The sequence below is a fragment of the Streptomyces sp. NPDC020299 genome (assembly GCF_044387825.1).
In the GTDB taxonomy this organism is placed as follows: Bacteria; Actinomycetota; Actinomycetes; order Streptomycetales; family Streptomycetaceae; genus Streptomyces.
In genome coordinates this window covers 358,442-375,170 of sequence record NZ_JBIRWL010000005.1, presented here as the reverse complement: position 1 = coordinate 375,170, position 16,729 = coordinate 358,442, and the positions used below count along the sequence as shown (strand labels likewise).

Genomic DNA, 16,729 nt, shown 5'->3' with positions numbered 1-16,729 from the left:
CCCGGCCGCCCTCGGCGCCACACTGCCCGCACCCTCACGGGAGTAGCCCGACGAGACCCGGGCCGCGCACGTCGAACCGGCGGGTCAAGGCTCCCTGGCCAGCCGTTGCTCGGTCCAGATGACCTTTCCGCCGGACGTGTAACGAGTCCCCCAGCTGTCGGCGAACTGGGCCACCAGGAAGAGACCGCGGCCGCCCTCCTCCGTCGTGGTGGCACGGCGCAGGTGCGGAGACACGCTGCTGCCGTCGGACACCTCACAGATGAGGCTGCGGTCGTGAATCAGGCGCACACCGATGGGACCGGTCGCGTGCCGGATGGCGTTGGTGACCAGCTCGCTGAGGATCAGCTCCAAGGTGAACGCCTCCTCCTCCAGGCTCCAGTCCCGCAGGAGCTCAGTGGCAGCGGCACGAACTCCGGCAACCGCCGAGGGGTCGGGCGGCACCTCCCAGGACGCGGTGTGCTTGTCGTCGAGCAGCCGGGTACGGGCGACGACCAGGGCCACGTCGTCACGCGGCGGCCCCGGCAACATGGCGTCCATCGCTGCCTGGCACATCTGCTCCGGCGTGCGCCCCGCCGGCGCGACCGCACGGCGCAGGCGTTCGATGCGCTCGTCGATGTCGTGGTGCCGGTCCTCGACCAGACCATCGGTGTAGAGCACGATGCTGCTGCCCTCGGGCAGGAGCACCTCGCTCTTCTCGTACGGCAGCCCTCCCAGCCCCAGTGGCGGGCCGGCCGGTGTTCCGGGCAGGTGGGCGTGGCCGTCCGGGTGCACGAGGATGGGTTCCAGGTGGCCCGCCCTGGCCGTCGTGCACCGGCGTGAGACCGGGTCGTAGATCGCGTACAGGCAGGTGGCGCCCGTGAGCGTCGGTATTCCGCCGTCGCCGTCACGGTCCTGGTCGATGCGGGTGACCAGCTCGTCCAGGTGCCAGAGGAGTTCGTCGGGCGGCAGGTCGAGCGTGGAGAGGTTGTGGACGGCGGTGCGCAGTTGTCCCATGGTGGCGGCGGCGTGCAGCCCGTGGCCCACGACGTCGCCCACCACGATGGCGACCCGCGCCCCCGGGAGGGGTATGACGTCGAACCAGTCGCCGCCGACGCCACCGAGCCCTGCCTCGGCCGGAACATAGCGGTGCGCCACGTCGACCGCGTTCTGCTCCGGCAGGGCGTGCGGCAGAAGGCTGCGCTGCAGCGTGACCGCCATGGTGTGCTCCCGTGTGAAGCGGCGCGCGTTGTCGATGCTCACCGCCGCACGGGCGACCAGCTCCTCCGCGAGCGAGAGGTCTTCCCGGGTGAAGGGCGTCGGCTCCCTGGAACGCCAGAAGGTCGCCACGCCGAGGATCGCTCCGCGGGCCCGCAGCGGAGCGGCGATCATGGAGTGGACGCCGTGTGCCACCAGCCTGCGAGCACGCTCCGGTTCCTGTGCCTGCCAGCCGGAAAAAGCTGCCAGGTTGGCCTCCAGCACCATCTGCCCGGAACCAAAACCCGACGCCTGCGGGGTCGAGGGGTCGAAGTGGATGAGCGCACCGGGCGGGTAGAGCGGTACACCCTGCCGGACGCCGCGCAGTGCCACACGGCGCAGCTCCGCAGCGGGCAGGGGGGCCGGTTCCTTGCCACGCAGCACCGCGTCGACCAGGTCGACGGTGACGTAGTCGGCGAACCTGGGCACGGCGAACTCCGCCAGTTCTTCGGCGGTGCGTGTCACGTCGAGGGTGGTGCCGATGCGTATTCCGGCGTCGTACAGCAGCCTGAGCCGTTCCTGGACCACCTCCACCCGGCCCATCAGCGCGCTGAGTTCGGTCGTGTCCCGCAGCGTGGCGACCCGGCTTCCCGGCCCGGGCGGCTGTGCCGTGGGGCGCTGGCTGATGGCCAGCAGACGGTCACCGACCTCGATCACCTCGTCCGTGGTCGCCCTGCCGGACAGGAGGAGCTGTTCGGGCTCCGGGTCGAGTCCCAGGTCCGTGACGGCCCGGCCGTCCACGTCGGCCGCGAGCCCCAGCAGGCGCCTCGCCTCGTCGTTGGCCAGGAGCAGACGGCCCTGCGGATCGACGATGAGGACACCTTCGCGTACCGAGTGCAGAACGGCGTCGTGATGCTCGTACATGCGCGTCATCTGCACCGGTCCGAGACCGTGTGTCTGGCGGCCCAGGCGCCTGCCGATGAGGGCGCTTCCTCCGGTGGCCGCTGTGAGCACCAGTCCCGCGGCCACCAGGACGAGCGGAATCTGCCGTCCGGCCGCCAGACTCACGTGGTGGATGGTGATACCCGCGGCCACCAGCCCGGTGACCTTTCCTCCGGGGTTGGTCACGGGGACGACGGTCCGGACGGAGGGGCCCAGCGTTCCGGCAGTCGTTTCGGTGACGATGCCGCCGTGCTGTGCGGCGGCGATGCTGCCGATGTAGTGCCGGCCGATCTGGGCGGGGTTCGGGTGGGTGTAGCGGATGCCCGTGGGGCTCATCACGACGACGAAGTCCACATGGGAGCGTTTGCGGGTTTCCTCGGCCTGCTGCTGGAGCACGGCGCTCGGATGAGCGTCCGCCAACGCCTGCCGCGCCGTGGGGGACGATGCGACGGAGGCTGCCACGGCGAGTGAGCGCTTTTGTGCCTCGCGCTCGGCGTCGTTCCGCGACTGCAACAGGAGGGCGGCGACCGCGGTCGCCACGAGAACCAGGACGACCACGACCTGCAGAACGAACATCTGGCTGGCAACGCTGCGTATCCCGTACCGGGACCACACCCGCTGGAGCAGTTGGTGCATACGGCTCATATAACACCAAAGGTGTACGGCGATATCACCCCCGAGCATGGCGCCTTCACTCGCGGATACGCTGCGTGTTCACCCATGTGCAATCAGGGAGCAAGGTCTCGCAGGTCCGGCTGCGTGCCGTGCTGGACACCGGCGAGGACCCTGACCTCCGTCTCCGTGTAGTCCGCGCCCCGAGGCTCCCGCCGGTCGCTGACCGAGCCGAGCCATCCCAGAAGGAAGCCGGCGGGGACTGCGACCAGACCGGGGTTGTGCAGCGGGAACACCGCGAAGTCGGCGTCGGGCAGCAGTGCGGCGGGGTCGCCGGAGACGGCCGGGGAGAGCACCACGAGCAGTACGGCCGTACCCAGACCGCCGTACATGCTCCACACCGCTCCCCGGGTGGTGAACCGCCTCCACCACAGGTTGTAGAGGACGGCCGGCAGGACCGCGGAGGCAGCGATGGCGAAGGCGAGGCCGACGAGGAACGAGATGTTCAGGTGCTGGGCGAACATCGACAGGGCGATGGCCGCCGCCCCGATGACCCCCACTGCCAGCCGTGCCACCAGCAGTTCGCTCTGCTCCGAGGCACGTCCCCGCTTGATCACCTTTCCATAGATGTCGTGCGCGAGTGCGCAGGCCGCGGTGAGGGTGATGCCGGCGACGACCGCCAGGATCGTCGCGAACGCCACGCAGGAGACCAGGGTCAGCAGGGGGGAACCTCCCAGGCGTTCGGCGAGCGGCAGCACCGCCGTGTTGCCGGAGGAGGCGTCGGCGGTGATGGTGTCACGGCCGAGCAGGGCGGTGGCGCCCAGACCCGTCAGTACGGCCAGCAGACAGAAGAAGAGGTCCAGCAGGCCGGTCCACTGCACCGAGCGACGGGCCCTGCGGCCGGAGGAGACGGTCGCAATGCGCATCAGGACGTGCGGGAGTCCCGCCGCGCCCAGCACGAACGCCAGTTGCAGACTGAGCAGGTCCACCTTGCTGCCGCCGTCGTGGTACTTGACACCGGGACGCAGGAACGCCTCGCCGAGCCCGCTCTGCCGGACAGCCGAATGCAGCAGCTCCGCCGGGTTCCGGCCGAACCGCCAGAGCACGGCCAGGCCGACCAGCACGCTCGCGGTCAGCGGCACGGCCTTGGCCCCCTGCAACAGGGTGGTCACCCGCATCCCGCCGAGGACGACGAAGAGAATCATCAGTCGAGGCCGAGCTGCTGCAGCGCTTCGTCATCCTCTACGGCAAGCGGCTGTTCGCCGCCGTCGTGCTCACCGGTGCCCTGCTCCAGGCCGGGCTTTCCCTGCTGCTCCAGCAGGAGTTCCCGCTGTTGTTCGCCCACCAGGCCCTGGGGTTCATCGTCCCTGGGCTCATCACCTATCAGCTCCAGCGGCAGCCCAAGACGGCGACGGTTCTCTCCACCGGCACTGTCACCTTCGCCACCTGGGTGATTCCGGCGACCGGACTGCTGCTGGGCGCCCTGCCCACGACATGAGCCGCCCCACGAGGCGCAGCGACATCTCCCCTTCTCCTGACCGGAGTTGATCAGTGAATCGCTTTGTACACGGGATCCGGATGCTCTCGGTGACCAAGAACCCCGCCCTGTTCCTGGTGGCAGGCGTCATGCTCGCCGCGAGTTGCGTGCTGACCCTCCAGTTCGAGCACCGTTCTGACCGCCCATGGTCGTCACCCGGTGCCGGCAACCAGGTCCGAAGTGGTCCGCTGGACTACGAGCGGATCGGCAACCCCGCCCGCACAGTTGCTCGCGACCGGCGCGGCACCGTCATCGCCACGTTCACCGACGGCGCCCGTACAGCCGTACTGACAGGGCCCAGCAGGACCTTCGCGGAGCCGAGGACGACGGACGCCAAGGTCGTCACCCAGAACTGGGTACGGCTGTTGCCCAAGCCATGGGCCCGGGGTGCGGAGCAGAGCGGCTGGTTCAAGGGCTGGCTCAAGACCCGGCGCGGCAGCCGCGATCCCGACATCCTCGCCACGGTCCTCGACTACACAGCGGGTGCCCCGGACCGCAAGAACGCGGCGGGAGTGAGGTACAGCGGTGCCGCCCGCTACGGGCCCGGGATCATCGACGACGCGGGCCGTACCCGGCACGGGAAGCGGCACATGGGGTCGGACTTCTAAGACTACCTGGGTGTCCCCTGGACCTTCCCCGACGGAGTCACCCGCCGCCCCGGCAAGGGCCGCCGGCGCTCCGTCGACTGCTCCGGCTATGTCCGGCTGGTGTACGGATACCGGTCGGGGCTCTTGCTGAACAGCAGGAACAACCCAGCGGGCCGCGGGCTGCAGCGGACCGCCGACGCAATCGCCCACGGACCGCTCGGTGTGCAAGTGATCCCGCTCACCGACCAGCGCCCCTCCTCCACCCAGGGGCTCCAGCCCGGTGATCTGGTCTTCTTCAGGACACGACAGCTGTCGGGCGGCCGGATCGGCCACGTCGGCATCTACCTCGGTCTGGACACGGACGACCACCCGCGCTTCATCTCCAGCCGGAAAGTTGCCAACGGCCCCACCATGGGTGACGAAGGCGGTACTTCACAGCTGGACGGTGAGGGCCACTACGCGCGGGGCCTGCGCGGGGCGCGGCGCCTCTGACGGCCCCGACCCTGGCGTTCGACGGGGACCAGGGTGCGTCCTGGACGCCGGCAAGCCCGCTCATCAGGGCGTGGGCCTGGTCCTCAGTCCGCCTTCGCTGGCGCGGTGCTCTCGCGGATCACCAGCTCGGGGTCGAAAAGGAGTTCACCAACGGGGACGTCGCGGTTCCCGAGCAGGGCGAGGACGCTGCGGGCCACTTCCGGGGCCAGGCGGTCGGCGGGCTGGCGGACGGTGGTGAGCGGGGGGTCGACGAAGTCCATGATCATGGAGCCGTCGTAGCCGACGACGGACACGTCGCCCGGAACGTCGTACCCCTTGCGGCGCGCCCCGCGGATCGCGCCCAGGGCCATGTAGTCGCTGGCGGCGACGATGGCCGTGGCACCGCGGTCGAGGAGCGAGACCGCGGCGGACTGGCCGCCCTCGACGGTGTAGGACTGCCGGACCACCCACTGCTCCGGGTCCTCGATGCCGCGCCTGGCGAGCGAGGCGACGAAGCCGCTGACCCGGCGGTCGGCCGGCCGGTTGCCGACCGGGCCCGACGCCATGCCGATGCGACGGTGGCCGAGCCGGTGCAGGTGGTCGACGGCGAGTTCGGCGGCCCGCAGGTCGTCGGTGGAGAAGACCGGGGCGTCGCATCCTCCCTCGAACTGGCCGTTGACCCCGACGAACGGAATCCGGCGGGAGCGCAGGAGTTCGTACGCCTCCGGGTCCGCGCCCTCGATCGTGTTGCTGGCGGAGAGGAAGACGACGGCGGCGATGCCTCGGTCGGCGAGGGAGGTCACGTAGTCCAACTCCTGGACTCCGCCGGGAAAGCACGGGCACAGGATCGTCTTCAGGCCGTGCGGGGCGAGAGTGGACTCGATGCGTTCGCAGATGTCGGCGAAGAACGGGTTGGAGACCAACTCGGTGATGACCGCGACGAGTTGTCCCTGGGTCTGCCGCTCGTACCCAAGGTCGGCCATCGCCCGCTCGACCGCCTCCCGGGTCTTGCGGGACACGCCCTGGCGCCGGTTGATGACGCGGCTGACGGTGGCCTCGCTCACCTGCGCCCGGTCCGCGACCTCGGTGATGCCGACCTTCATGCGGTTCCCTCCGGTCCCTCACTGTTTCGTTCTGCATACCAGCCTTGCCCGCCTCTCGCTGACTTGCAAGATTGAGATGAAAATTTTCAGTCGAATACTGCATGAGGTATCGCAGCGACGTCACATAGCTTGCAATTTTTCTGTGCATGACCATTGAGGTGGATCTTCGGCTCCTGTTAGCTTTCGGCCACGACTCGGCCGCCCCCCACCGCCGTAGCTCAAGACCGGGAGACCCGATGAAGCCCTCAAGGCTCATGCTGCTCACCGCTGTGGCTCTGCTCACGCCGATCACCCCCGCGTCGGCGGCCTCGGCGGCGCCGCGCACCGCCACCGACTCCCGCCCCCAACTCGCCCTGCCCGACCCCGGCTTCGAGAACGGCGGCACCGGTTGGACCTTCGACCCGGGCACCGGGGTCGGCCAAGGCAACGTGCACAGCGGCTCCCGCTTCCTCTACCTCGACGCCGGTCTCGGCAGGACCGCCAGACAGACCCTTGTCGCACCCCGGGACGGCAGTTACGACTTCTCCGCATGGGTGGCGAGCGCCGGTGCCGGCGGTACCTACACCATCCGGCGCAACGGCGAGACCGTCGGAACGGTCGATCTGCCGCAGCGCGCCTCGTACGCCCGCTACACCATCAGCCGCGTCGACCTGAAGGCCGGCGACCGGCTGGAAATAGCCTTTGGCTCCGGCAGCAACTGGGTCAACGCCGACGACCTGATGATCTCCCCCGCCGCGCCCGCCGACCCCAAGGTCTCCTCGTCCGACCCCGAGGTCGCCGAGATGTTCGACTGGGCCAAGGGAAAGGCCAACAGCTGGGTGCAGCTGCCCGGCACGGTGGGCCCGGTCAACGTCGACGAGCACCACACCAGCGGCACCTCCACCGGGACGTACGGGCCCACCTACTGGGCCGGATACGCCAACCGCAGCGCCTACTACTCCCGTGACATGACCCACCAGCTGGACGGCGCCCACCTCATCGGCCTCGACACCGAGAACAAGACGATGCTCAGCTCGTACGCGGCGTCGGCCACCGCCGAGCAGAAGTTTTTCCCCGTGTGGTCCCTCAACTTCGACGCCAAGACGTACCTGAGCATCGACTACCACGGCCCGGACGACTTCGTGCGCGAGGTGCCGGCCGTCTTCGAACTCGTCGAGAAGGCGGCCGAGGCCTACCTCTGGACCGGCGACCGCAGTTACGTCGACGACCCGACGCTGTGGAACTTCTACCGGCACTCCACCGAGGACTTCATCGACCTGCACGACAGCGCCGTGCCCAACGGCAAGGTCAAGGTCGCCGAGGGCACGGGCAACGGCATCTTCTCCGGCGCCGCCAGCTACAACGAGCAGGGCGGCGACCACCTCGCCGAGGCCGGGGACACCATCGCCTCGCAGTACCAGGCGTATCTGGCGATGGCCGTGCTCGCGCGCGGCAGGGGCGACACCGCGCTGGCAAAGAAGTACGACCGGCGCGCCGCCGATCTGAAGAAGTACTTCAACGACGAGTGGAGCGGCAGCGGCAGCGGGGCCGACATGGTCCGCGCGTACACCACCTCCGACGTCCCGGTCACCGGCTGGGGCAAGGAGAACAGCGTGTTCATGCCGATGAAGCAGATCATCGACCCCGGTCCGCGCAACGACGCCTACCTCGACTACGTCCAGGCGCAGGAGCTGGGGCCGCAGGGGTCGCCCAACATCGAGGCGACCACGTACCTGCCCGACATGTTCTTCAAGAACAACCGCGACGACACCGCCTGGTGGTGGATGCGGAAGATCTACGGCGAACGGGAGCTCCAGCACGTCAACGCGGGCCAGGGCCCCGACGGCGACTATCCCGAGGTGTCGTTCACCCTGGTCAGCCAGACCGTCGAAGGCCTGATGGGCATCGCACCGAACGCGGCGGCGCACCGGGTGACCACCCAGTCACGGCTGCCCTCCGGGATGAAGTGGCTCCAGGTGGCGGACGTGCCCATCGGCACGGGCACGATCACCGTGCGGCACGACGGCGCGACGAGGACCACCCTGACGAACAACGCCCGCCACGGCACCTACAGCTGGGAGGCCCGCTTCCCCGGCGTCCACGAGAAGATCACGGTGAACGGCGTCCCGCAGCGGGTACGCACCAAGACGGTCGACGGCGTGACATACACCTATGCGACGCCGACAGTGCGGGCCGGTGCGACGGCGGTGGTGCAGGTGACCGGCTGACACGAGTCCGCCGGGGTCACCACGGTGGCGGCGTCGTCGGTGCCAGGGCGCGGTGCCGGCCGGTCGGCTTCGACGCCTTCTGCGTCCGGTCCCGCTCAGCTGAAAACCGCCGAAGGGGCCGTGCGCGACTTGCTTCGAGCCGTGCCATCTATCACACGATGTGTATGTTTCGGACAGGGTCGGTCCATGTCCTCGACGCCCGTCCACCGCCGCCGACCGGCCCTGAGCAACCCCCGTGTCCAGCGCACCCGCGTCCGGATCATGACCATCGCCAGGGAGCTCCTGCCCGAGGTGGGGCCGGCCGGACTGAGCTACGCCCTGCTGGCCGAGCGGGCCGAGGTCACCCGCCAGACCGTCTACCGGCACTGGCCGAGCCGCGCCGCCCTGCTCCTCGACCTCATCCTCGAAGGACCGGACCTCGGAGACCATCCAGAGCCGGGCGGCGATGTGCGCGCCGTGGCCACCGCCTGGCTCAGCAGCCTGCGCAACGGCACCAGCGACCCTGCCACCCGCGCAGCCGTCCTCGCCGTCACCGCCCACGCCGACCACGACCCCGACAGCGCCCAGGCCCTCGCCCGCCTCATCCAGGACCGGCACGCGGCTCTGAACGCACTGCTGGAACCCTCCGGCGTCCAGATCGACGACGACGAATTCACTCTGCTCTACGGGCCTGTCCTCGCCCGGCTCCTCGTCGACCGCGGTGAGGTCACCGACGCCTTCATCACCACTGTCGTCACCCAGTGGCTCACCACCCTGGAACACGCGGGCGCCCTGCGTCACGGGACGTCGCCGTAGGGCGCGGTGATGAACTCGGCCAGGACAGTGCCGCCGGGGTCGAGTGTGTAGAGGCCACGACCGCCGTAACCGTGGTTGATCTCGCCTTCGACGGACCTGCCCGGGTTCGGCCAGAACGGGACCGAGTTCTTCTTCAGGCGTGCCAAGATCGCGTCGAACTCCACGTCGGTCACCAGGAAGGCGACGTGGCTCTCGTTGATGCGGTCATGGGGGACCAGGTCGTCGGCGAAGTCGATGCCGACGTTGTTCGAGGTGGTCACCTGGGTGAATCGGCCCCAGTCGACCGGGGTGGGGGCGGCCGTCAGGTCGGCCAGGAACGCGGCGGACACTCGCCGGTCGTGGCAATGGACGATGATGTGGTTCAACTCGATCGCCATCTCGACTCCTTCAGCGAGAACTGCACAGGCGCGTCCGCGTCACCGACCCCTGGTACACCAGGCGGAGCCGGTCAGCCGGCGATGGCGTCCAGGTCGGCAACCAGGTCGTCCGGCAGCACCAGGCCCGCGGCGGCGATGTTCTCCAGCAGGTGCTCCGGCGAGGAGGTGCCGGGGATCAGCGCGATGTTCGGCGACCGGCGCAGCAGCCAGGCCAACGCCACCTGCTGGGGCGAGGTCCCCAGCCGGGCGGCGACCTTCGCCAGCGTCTCGGACTGCAGCGGGGAGAAGCCGCCGAGCGGGAAGTACGGCACGAAGGCGATGTTCTCGGCCGCCGTGCGCTCCACCAGCGCGTCGTCCTGCCGGTTGGCCAGGTTGTACAGGTTCTGCACGGTCACGACGGGCGCGATCGACAGGGCCTCGTCCAGCTGCGTCGCGGTCACCGTGCTCAGCCCCAGATGGCGGATCAGTCCCCGCTCGCGCAGCTCGGCCAGCGCCCCGAACTGCTCGGCCAGGGAGTCGTCGTTCGGGGAGTCCGCGTCCCCCCACCGCAGATTGACGACGTCCAGGGCCTCCAGGCCGAGGTTGCGCAGGTTGTCGTACACCTGTGCCTTCAGGTCCTGAGGATGCCGGGACAGCATCCAGCTGCCGTCGGCTCCCCGGCGGGCGCCGACCTTGGTGACGATGCGAAGCTGCGCCGGGTAGGGGTGCAGGGCCTCCTTGATGAGTTCGTTGACGACCACCGGCCCGTAGAAGTCGGAGGTGTCGATGTGCGTGATGCCCGCGTCCACCACCGCGCGCAGCACCGAGAGCGCCCGGGCGCGGTCCTTCGGCGGGCCGAAGACGTGCGGCCCGGCCAGCTGCATGGCGCCGTAGCCGACACGGGTCAGGGTCAGTCCGTCGGCCGGGGTGAGGGTGCCGCCGAGCTGTGCTGTCATGTCGTACCTCTCCTGGTGTCGGGCCACAGGGGTCTTTCCGGTGGCCTTGTTCTCCACCCTGCACCGGTTCCCGCTGCCGTGGCTAAGCCCCGCTGTTCCTGGGAGTGACAGGGACAGGCACCGCCGGCGGGGTCGGCCGTACGGTGTGGCCATGGACGGATCGAATCCGCTCGGAGAGTTCCTGCGTGCCCGCCGGGCGCTGGTACGGCCCGAGGACGTGGGGCTGCCCGGCGGCGGTCTGCGCCGGGTGCCGGGGCTGCGCCGCGAGGAGGTCGCGATGCTGGCCGGTATCAGCTCGGACTACTACCTGCGGCTGGAGCAGGGCCGGGACCGCAACCCCTCCGTGCAGATCCTGGAGGCCGTCGCCCAGGTCCTGCGGCTCGATGCCGACGCCACCGCCCACCTCGTCGGCCTCGCCCAGAACCGGCCCGGCCCGGGGGCGGGCTCCGGGCGCCGCACACGGCAGGTACCGGCGAGCCTGCTCCAGCTCATCGACGGCTGGCCGCGCAACCCCGCCTACATCCAGAACCGCTACTACGACTGCCTCGCCGCCAACGCCCTCGCCACCGCACTCACTGCGAACTTCCGGCCCGGGGTCAATCTGCTGCGGGCCGTCTTCCTCGACCCGGCGGAGCGCGAGCTGCGCCGCGACTGGGAGGAGCTTACTTCGGAGGCTGTGGCCGCTCTGCGGTCCACGGCCGGGGCGGATGTGGACGATCCGCGGCTGCGCGACCTGGTCGGCGATCTGTCCCTGCGCAGCGAACGCTTCCGCACCCTGTGGGCCCGGCACGAGGTGCGGCCCCGCCGCGGCCGGGTGAGCCATCTGACCCACCCCCTGGTCGGAGACCTCGACCTCCGCTCGCACAAGCTGTCCGTGGACGGCACGGACGGCCTCAACATGGTCGTCTTCCATGCCGAAACCGGCAGCCGCAGCGCCGAACTGCTGGACATCCTCGGCAGCCTCGCCGCACCCCCTGAGGGGAAGGCCCCGCGGGGCAGCACGCAGGATCGGATCGAGGACCAGTAGGCCCCGCTCGGTTCAGAACTCCTCACACATGACGTGTGACATCCATGTGCGCCACAGGCTAATCATACAATCCGTGTGAGTTCCTGATGTCTGCTGCGATCACCTTCTCCGCATACGGTGCGCCCGACGTGCTGACCCTGTCCGACGTCCCGACGCCTCAGCCGGGTCATGGCCAGGTCCGCGTCCGGGTCCGGGCCGCCGCCGTCAATCCCATCGACCTCAGGATCCGTTCCGGCGGGATGGCGGGGATCATGCCTGTCCAGTTCCCCGTGATCCCGGGCCAGGACGTCGCCGGAGTGGTCGACGAGGCGGGCGAGGGCTCCGGCTTCTCGCCCGGTGACGAGGTCTTCGGTTCGGTTCACTTCGGCGGCTACAGCGAGTACGTCCTGCTGGACCAGCCGTTCGCCAAGCCCGCGGCGGTGTCGTTCGAGACCGCGGCGGCCATGGCCACCGTCGGCGAGACCGCCTACCGGGCGCTCGACCACCTCGCCATCGCCCCCCGGGCAGACCCTGCTGGTCCACGGTGCCGGCGGTGCCGTCGGCGCCGTCGCGGTGCAGCTGGCCGTCGCCCGCGGGGTCACCGTGGTCGGCACCGCCGGCGAGCACGATTTCGACCGGGTCGGCAGGCTCGGTGCCTCGGTGGTCCGCTACGGCGAGGGCTGGGCGGACCGGGTGCGGGACGCCGTGCCGGGAACGGTGGACCGCGTGTTCGACGCCGCGGGCACGGGAGTCCTCGCCGAGTCCATCGCCCTGACCGGCGATGCCGCGCAGGTCATCACCATCGCCGACCTGACCTTCGCCGAGCACGGGGTGCGCTTCACCGGACTCGACCCGGCCGACCGGTTCCCGCAGGCCCTGCCCCTGCTGGCCGACCTCGCCGCCCGCGGCGACCTCGAGGTGCCCGTGTGGCGCACCTTCCCCTCAGCGAGGCCGCCAAGGCGCACGCCGAGATAGAAGCCCACCACGACAAGGGCAAGGTCGTCCTCCTGCCCTGACCCGTCCCACGCCGTCGATTCCGGGGACGCCGCCCGCGTCTCCCACACCTACCTCGCGGCGCAGACCACGACACTGCAGTTCAACGCCGACGATCCCATCGTGACCGTCGAGGCCATCCAGGAGTTCACGGCGCGGTTCTTCCATGTCGTCTCCGACATCACGCACACGGTGATCGACATCTGGACCACCCCGCTCGGCGTCATCATCGCGGACTACTCCCCGCTCGGGTTCCGGGTCCGGGGAGTGTCCGGGGTGACTGCATGGTGCGGCTCCTGGAGGGAGGAGGACCGGGGCCCGTGCGGTCCCGGTGCTGCGGGGAAGACGGCCGGTCAGCGGCCGTCTCGGTGTGCGTGCGCTTCGGCGAGGAGCAGGTAGCTGCTGGCCGTCCAGGTGTAGGCGCGGTCACGCAGGCCCGTTCCGGTCAGGGCGTCGAAGTTCTCGGCGAAGCCGTGGGTTTCGCACAGGGAGCGGAAGCGGGCACTGATGTCGTCCGCGAGGCGCTGGTGGCCGGCCCGGCGCAGGCCGTCCTCGATGAGGACGGTGGCGGGGGCCCAGATCGGGCCGCGCCAGTAGCCGTCCGCGAGGTAGTGCGGGGATGTGGTCAGTTCGGTGGCGAGGCCGTACGGCGTCAGATGGGCCTTGATGTGGTCGGCCAGTGCGCTGCTGACCTCGCCGGGCAGGTGCTCGCCCAGTACGACGGGCATCAGGTCGAGGAGGCCGGCGCTGCTCCAGGTGTCCCCGGTGCGGGCCCCTCTGGCGACGAACCTGTCTCCGGTCCAGAGTTGGTCGAGCAGCGCGGCCTGGATCTCCTCGGCTGCCCGGCTCCACCGGATCGCCTCGTCGCGCTTGCCCAACTCCTCGGCGAGGGAGCTGAGTTCACGGAGCTGGAGGACGAGGAAGGCGGCGAGATCGGCGGTGACGACGACCCGCTCGGGGTCGAAGGTGGTGGCGTTGTCCCAGCCGCTGTCGTTGCCGTGCTGGTAGTGGGCCAGTTCGGCGCCGGGAGCTCGCCGTGCGGTCAGCCAGAAGTCCGTCCAGCGTTCCAGCCTGTCGTACACCTCGGCCAGTTCGGCCCGGCCGGGCGGCGTCGGCAGGCGGCGGCGCAGATGGCCGAAGGCCCAGCCGTGGATGGGCGGCTTGACGAAGTTGCGGAGTACCTCGGAGTGGGTGACCGAGTCGGGCAGGGCGCCGCTGTCGTCCTGGTGGTCGAAGGGCAGGGCGAACTGGTCCAGTGCCAGCTCGGGGCAACCGGGCGCCAGGGCGAGGGCGTTGAAGCAGTGGTCCCAGCTCCAGACCTTGTCCATCCAGTGCTTGGACATCAGCACCGCCGGCCGGGTGACCAGACCCGTGGGTCGTACGGTCGCCGACCACAGGACGTAGGCGGCGAGTTCGGCGGCCGGGGTGGCGGCCGAGCGCCAGGGGGCCACCGCGTCGGCGAAGGCCGCGAAGGATCTCTGTGCGGCCTCCACGACCTCGTCGAAGGCCGTCGAGGACGCGTACGCCGGGCGGGAGGTGTCGAGTTCCTCGATCGCGAGCTCCCAGGCGCCCTCCGGCTCCGCGGCCACGGTGAGACCGCGGTCCGCGTCGCCCAGGGCCTGGGCTCCAGCCGTGCCGGTGACGGTTCCGGACAGCACGGTGACGCGGTAGCGGCGTCCGGTCTCGTACGACGTGAACACGTGCGCGCCGGTCGCCGGGTCGTCGAAGAAGTACGTTCCGCTGAACGGGGTCAGGACCTGCGCGGCGGCACGGACGCCGATGCCCAGGCCGCTCCCCCGCAGGCGCACGGTGTCCGGCGACTCGTAGGCGAGGTCGACACGGCCGCCTTCGCCGACCCAGCTGAGCAGGCCCGCGGTGGCCTCGACGCGGCTTTCGGCGCGGTCGCCCGTGGCTGCGACCAGGGGGATCAGCCGCAGGACGGCGTGCATGCCGTTCTGGTGCGAGACGAGGTGGAGGTCGCCGGCACGGGTCTTCTCCGCCACGACGGGCGAGATGCCGAACCAGGATCCGTGTGTGCTGAACGGGATGTCGTGGACGGAGAAGGCCGGACCGGGTCGGGCGGCGGTCATGACGCTGACTCGTTTCTGGAGCAGGGGACGCCGGCCGGCTGGCGGACAGGCGGCGGGGTCGTGACGGGGTGGGACGAGGGAGAGCTCAGTCCTTGACGGCGCCGGCGGTCACACCGGCGGCCACATAGCGCTGGGCGAGGACGAGGATCACCGCGGCCGGCAGGGACGCCACGACGGCGGTGGCCATGATGGCGTTCCACTCCTGGTTGTTGTTGCCGATGTAGTGGTAGATGCCCAGGGTGATCGGCTCCTGGGCGCCGCCGTTGACCAGGGTGTTGGCGAAGACGAAGTCGGACCATGACCACAGGAAGGCGAACAGGGACACGGTGACGACGGCGTTGCGGCTCATCGGCAGGACGATCGACCAGAAGGTGCGCGGGGCCCTTGCTCCGTCCATCTGCGCGGCCTGCAGCAGCTCGCCGGGGATGCCGGACATGAACGCGGTGAAGATCAGCACCGCGAAGGGTACGGCCAGCGTGGAGTCCGCGACGATCAGGCCGGGCACCGACTGGAGCAGGCCGAGCTGCAGGTAGATGGCGTAGAAACCCATCGCCATGATGATGCCGGGGATCATCTGGGCGGCCAGCAGGACGAAGCTCAGCAGACCACCGCCGCGCGGGCGCAGCTTGGCCAGGGCGTAGCCGGCGGGTGCGGCCAGGGCCACGGTCAGGACGACGGTGCCGAGGGCGACCACGAGGCTGGTGCCGAGGTAGGGCAGTTGCTCGTCGAGGACGGTGCGGTAGCCGGTCAGGGTTCCGTGGAGCGGCAGCAGGTCCGGCGGGCTCTTGCGCATGTCCTGGTCGCGGGTCAGGGAGACGTTGATCATCCAGTAGACCGGGAAGAGCATGACGGCGGTCAGCAGCAGGCCGAGAGTGGTCTTCCCCCACGTGCGGCGGATGCCTGGACTCATGACAGCGCCTGCTTTCGCTGGACTCGGACGTAGACCAGGCCGAACACCAGGGCCGCCACGACGAGCAGGTTCCCGACAGCCGCACCGGGCCCGAAGGCCGGCAGGAGGTTCCCGAAGCCGAGCTGGTAGGACCAGGTGGCGAAGGTGGTGGACGAATCCGCCGGACCGCCCTTGGTCATGATCCAGATGATGTCGAAGACCTTGAGCGTGTAGACGAGACCCAGCAGCAGCGTGATCGCGGAGACCGGACGCAGCAGCGGGAAGGTGATGCGCCAGAAGCGTTGCCAGGCGTTCGCCCCGTCCAGGGCCGCTGCCTCGTACAGCGCACCGGGGATGGACTGCAGGCCGCTGTAGAGGACCACGAGGTTGAAGGGGACGCCGATCCAGATGTTCGCGATGATCACCGAGGCCAGCGACCAGGACGGCGAGGTCAGCCAGTTCACCGGCCCGACACCGACGGCGTGCAGGGCGGCGTTGACGATTCCGGAGTCGCTGTTGAGCATCCACGACCAGGTGGAGGCCGACACGATCAGCGGCAGCAGCCAGGGCACCAGGAACAGGGCGCGCAGGGTGGCGGAGAGCCGGAAGTGCTGGTTGAAGAAGACCGCGAGGGCCAGACCGATGGCGTACTGGGAGACCAGGCACACGGCGGTGAAGACCACGGTGTGCACCAGGGCCGGGGCGAAGGTCGGGTCGTCGAAGACCTTCTGGTAGTTCTCGAGCCCGGTGAACGGCGCGTCGCCCTGGACGAAGGAGCGAACGGTGTAGTCGCGCAGGCTGAGGTCGAGGTTGCGGTAGAGGGGATAGGCGTAGAAGAGGACGAGGTAGAGGGTGACCGGGGCGAGGAATCCCCAGGCCGCCCACTGCGGGGAGGTGGGCCGGTGCCGTTTCCGGCTGCGTACCGGGGGCTGGGCGGCGGTGGCCGCCTCGCTCCGGGCGTGCGCGACCCGGTGGTCCGGCAGCTGTGTCGTGTGGTTCATCTGCGCGATCC

At 69.9% G+C, this 16,729-nt stretch carries 15 protein-coding genes and 2 pseudogenes; 8 read left to right on the top strand and 9 right to left on the bottom strand.

Going from position 1 to position 16,729, the window contains the following annotated elements; all coding sequences use genetic code 11:
* Positions 1-84: 84 nt before the first annotated feature.
* Both ACH45E_RS16065 and ACH45E_RS16060 read right to left on the bottom strand, forming a co-directional pair.
* A complete protein-coding gene (locus tag ACH45E_RS16065; RefSeq protein WP_361439137.1) occupies positions 85-2,751 on the bottom strand; it encodes a SpoIIE family protein phosphatase in 2,667 nt (888 codons plus the stop codon).
* A 92-nt stretch (positions 2,752-2,843) separates the two neighbouring features.
* A complete protein-coding gene (locus tag ACH45E_RS16060) occupies positions 2,844-3,932 on the bottom strand; it encodes a cation acetate symporter (RefSeq protein WP_361438500.1) in 1,089 nt (362 codons plus the stop codon).
* Between the two features lie 11 nt (positions 3,933-3,943).
* Here ACH45E_RS16060 and ACH45E_RS16055 point away from each other — a divergent pair.
* The 3 genes and pseudogenes from ACH45E_RS16055 to ACH45E_RS16045 form a co-directional block, all read left to right on the top strand.
* A pseudogene (locus tag ACH45E_RS16055) lies at positions 3,944-4,225 on the top strand (poly-gamma-glutamate biosynthesis protein PgsC/CapC); the annotation flags it as partial.
* 80 nt (positions 4,226-4,305) lie between these two features.
* A complete protein-coding gene (locus ACH45E_RS16050; protein WP_361438502.1) occupies positions 4,306-4,872 on the top strand; it encodes a hypothetical protein in 567 nt (188 codons plus the stop codon).
* Positions 4,873-4,878: 6 nt separating this feature from the next.
* The gene (locus tag ACH45E_RS16045) at positions 4,879-5,343 is read left to right on the top strand and encodes an NlpC/P60 family protein (protein ID WP_361439139.1); all 465 of its coding nucleotides are present in this window, start codon (positions 4,879-4,881) and stop codon (positions 5,341-5,343) included.
* 83 nt (positions 5,344-5,426) lie between these two features.
* On the opposite strand, the gene ACH45E_RS16040 is transcribed toward ACH45E_RS16045, so the two are convergent.
* A complete protein-coding gene (locus ACH45E_RS16040) occupies positions 5,427-6,425 on the bottom strand; it encodes a LacI family DNA-binding transcriptional regulator (RefSeq protein ID WP_361438504.1) in 999 nt (332 codons plus the stop codon).
* Between the two features lie 236 nt (positions 6,426-6,661).
* Here ACH45E_RS16040 and ACH45E_RS16035 point away from each other — a divergent pair, with 236 nt between their 5' ends.
* Positions 6,662-8,632 carry a hypothetical protein gene (locus tag ACH45E_RS16035; protein ID WP_361438506.1) on the top strand — a complete coding sequence of 657 codons (1,971 nt, stop codon included), beginning with the start codon at positions 6,662-6,664 and terminating at the stop codon, positions 8,630-8,632.
* 186 nt (positions 8,633-8,818) lie between these two features.
* Positions 8,819-9,427: a TetR/AcrR family transcriptional regulator gene (locus tag ACH45E_RS16030; RefSeq protein ID WP_361438508.1), complete on the top strand. Its 609-nt coding sequence runs from the start codon at positions 8,819-8,821 to the stop codon at positions 9,425-9,427.
* Here ACH45E_RS16030 and ACH45E_RS16025 read toward each other — a convergent pair.
* Positions 9,409-9,804 carry a VOC family protein gene (locus ACH45E_RS16025; RefSeq protein WP_361438510.1) on the bottom strand — a complete coding sequence of 132 codons (396 nt, stop codon included), beginning with the start codon at positions 9,802-9,804 and terminating at the stop codon, positions 9,409-9,411. The two genes, ACH45E_RS16030 and ACH45E_RS16025, sit on opposite strands and share 19 nt — an antisense overlap.
* A gap of 71 nt (positions 9,805-9,875) precedes the next feature.
* Complete coding sequence (locus tag ACH45E_RS16020) at positions 9,876-10,739, bottom strand: oxidoreductase (RefSeq protein ID WP_361438512.1); 864 nt, start codon at positions 10,737-10,739, stop codon at positions 9,876-9,878.
* 151 nt (positions 10,740-10,890) lie between these two features.
* Between ACH45E_RS16020 and ACH45E_RS16015 the strand changes: the two genes are divergently transcribed.
* The 3 genes and pseudogenes from ACH45E_RS16015 to ACH45E_RS16005 all read left to right on the top strand — a co-directional run bounded on the left by ACH45E_RS16015 (position 10,891) and on the right by ACH45E_RS16005 (position 12,720).
* Positions 10,891-11,766 carry a helix-turn-helix transcriptional regulator gene (locus ACH45E_RS16015; RefSeq protein WP_361438514.1) on the top strand — a complete coding sequence of 292 codons (876 nt, stop codon included), beginning with the start codon at positions 10,891-10,893 and terminating at the stop codon, positions 11,764-11,766.
* A gap of 86 nt (positions 11,767-11,852) precedes the next feature.
* A pseudogene (locus tag ACH45E_RS16010) lies at positions 11,853-12,152 on the top strand (alcohol dehydrogenase catalytic domain-containing protein); the annotation flags it as partial.
* A gap of 166 nt (positions 12,153-12,318) precedes the next feature.
* The gene (locus ACH45E_RS16005) at positions 12,319-12,720 is read left to right on the top strand and encodes a hypothetical protein (RefSeq protein ID WP_361438516.1); all 402 of its coding nucleotides are present in this window, start codon (positions 12,319-12,321) and stop codon (positions 12,718-12,720) included.
* A gap of 89 nt (positions 12,721-12,809) precedes the next feature.
* Here ACH45E_RS16005 and ACH45E_RS16000 read toward each other — a convergent pair whose 3' ends face one another.
* From ACH45E_RS16000 to ACH45E_RS15985, 4 genes are all read right to left on the bottom strand, one after another.
* The gene (locus ACH45E_RS16000; RefSeq protein ID WP_361438518.1) at positions 12,810-12,968 is read right to left on the bottom strand and encodes a hypothetical protein; all 159 of its coding nucleotides are present in this window, start codon (positions 12,966-12,968) and stop codon (positions 12,810-12,812) included.
* Positions 12,969-13,091: 123 nt separating this feature from the next.
* Entirely contained in the window at positions 13,092-14,828 is a 1,737-nt protein-coding gene (locus tag ACH45E_RS15995; protein ID WP_361438521.1) for an MGH1-like glycoside hydrolase domain-containing protein, read from the bottom strand.
* An 85-nt stretch (positions 14,829-14,913) separates the two neighbouring features.
* On the bottom strand, positions 14,914-15,738 hold the full coding sequence (locus ACH45E_RS15990) for a carbohydrate ABC transporter permease (RefSeq protein ID WP_361438523.1): 825 nt from the start codon (positions 15,736-15,738) through the stop codon (positions 14,914-14,916).
* The gene (locus ACH45E_RS15985) at positions 15,735-16,718 is read right to left on the bottom strand and encodes a sugar ABC transporter permease (protein ID WP_361438525.1); all 984 of its coding nucleotides are present in this window, start codon (positions 16,716-16,718) and stop codon (positions 15,735-15,737) included. The genes ACH45E_RS15990 and ACH45E_RS15985 overlap by 4 nt, the downstream gene beginning before the upstream one ends.
* Positions 16,719-16,729: the final 11 nt, after the last annotated feature.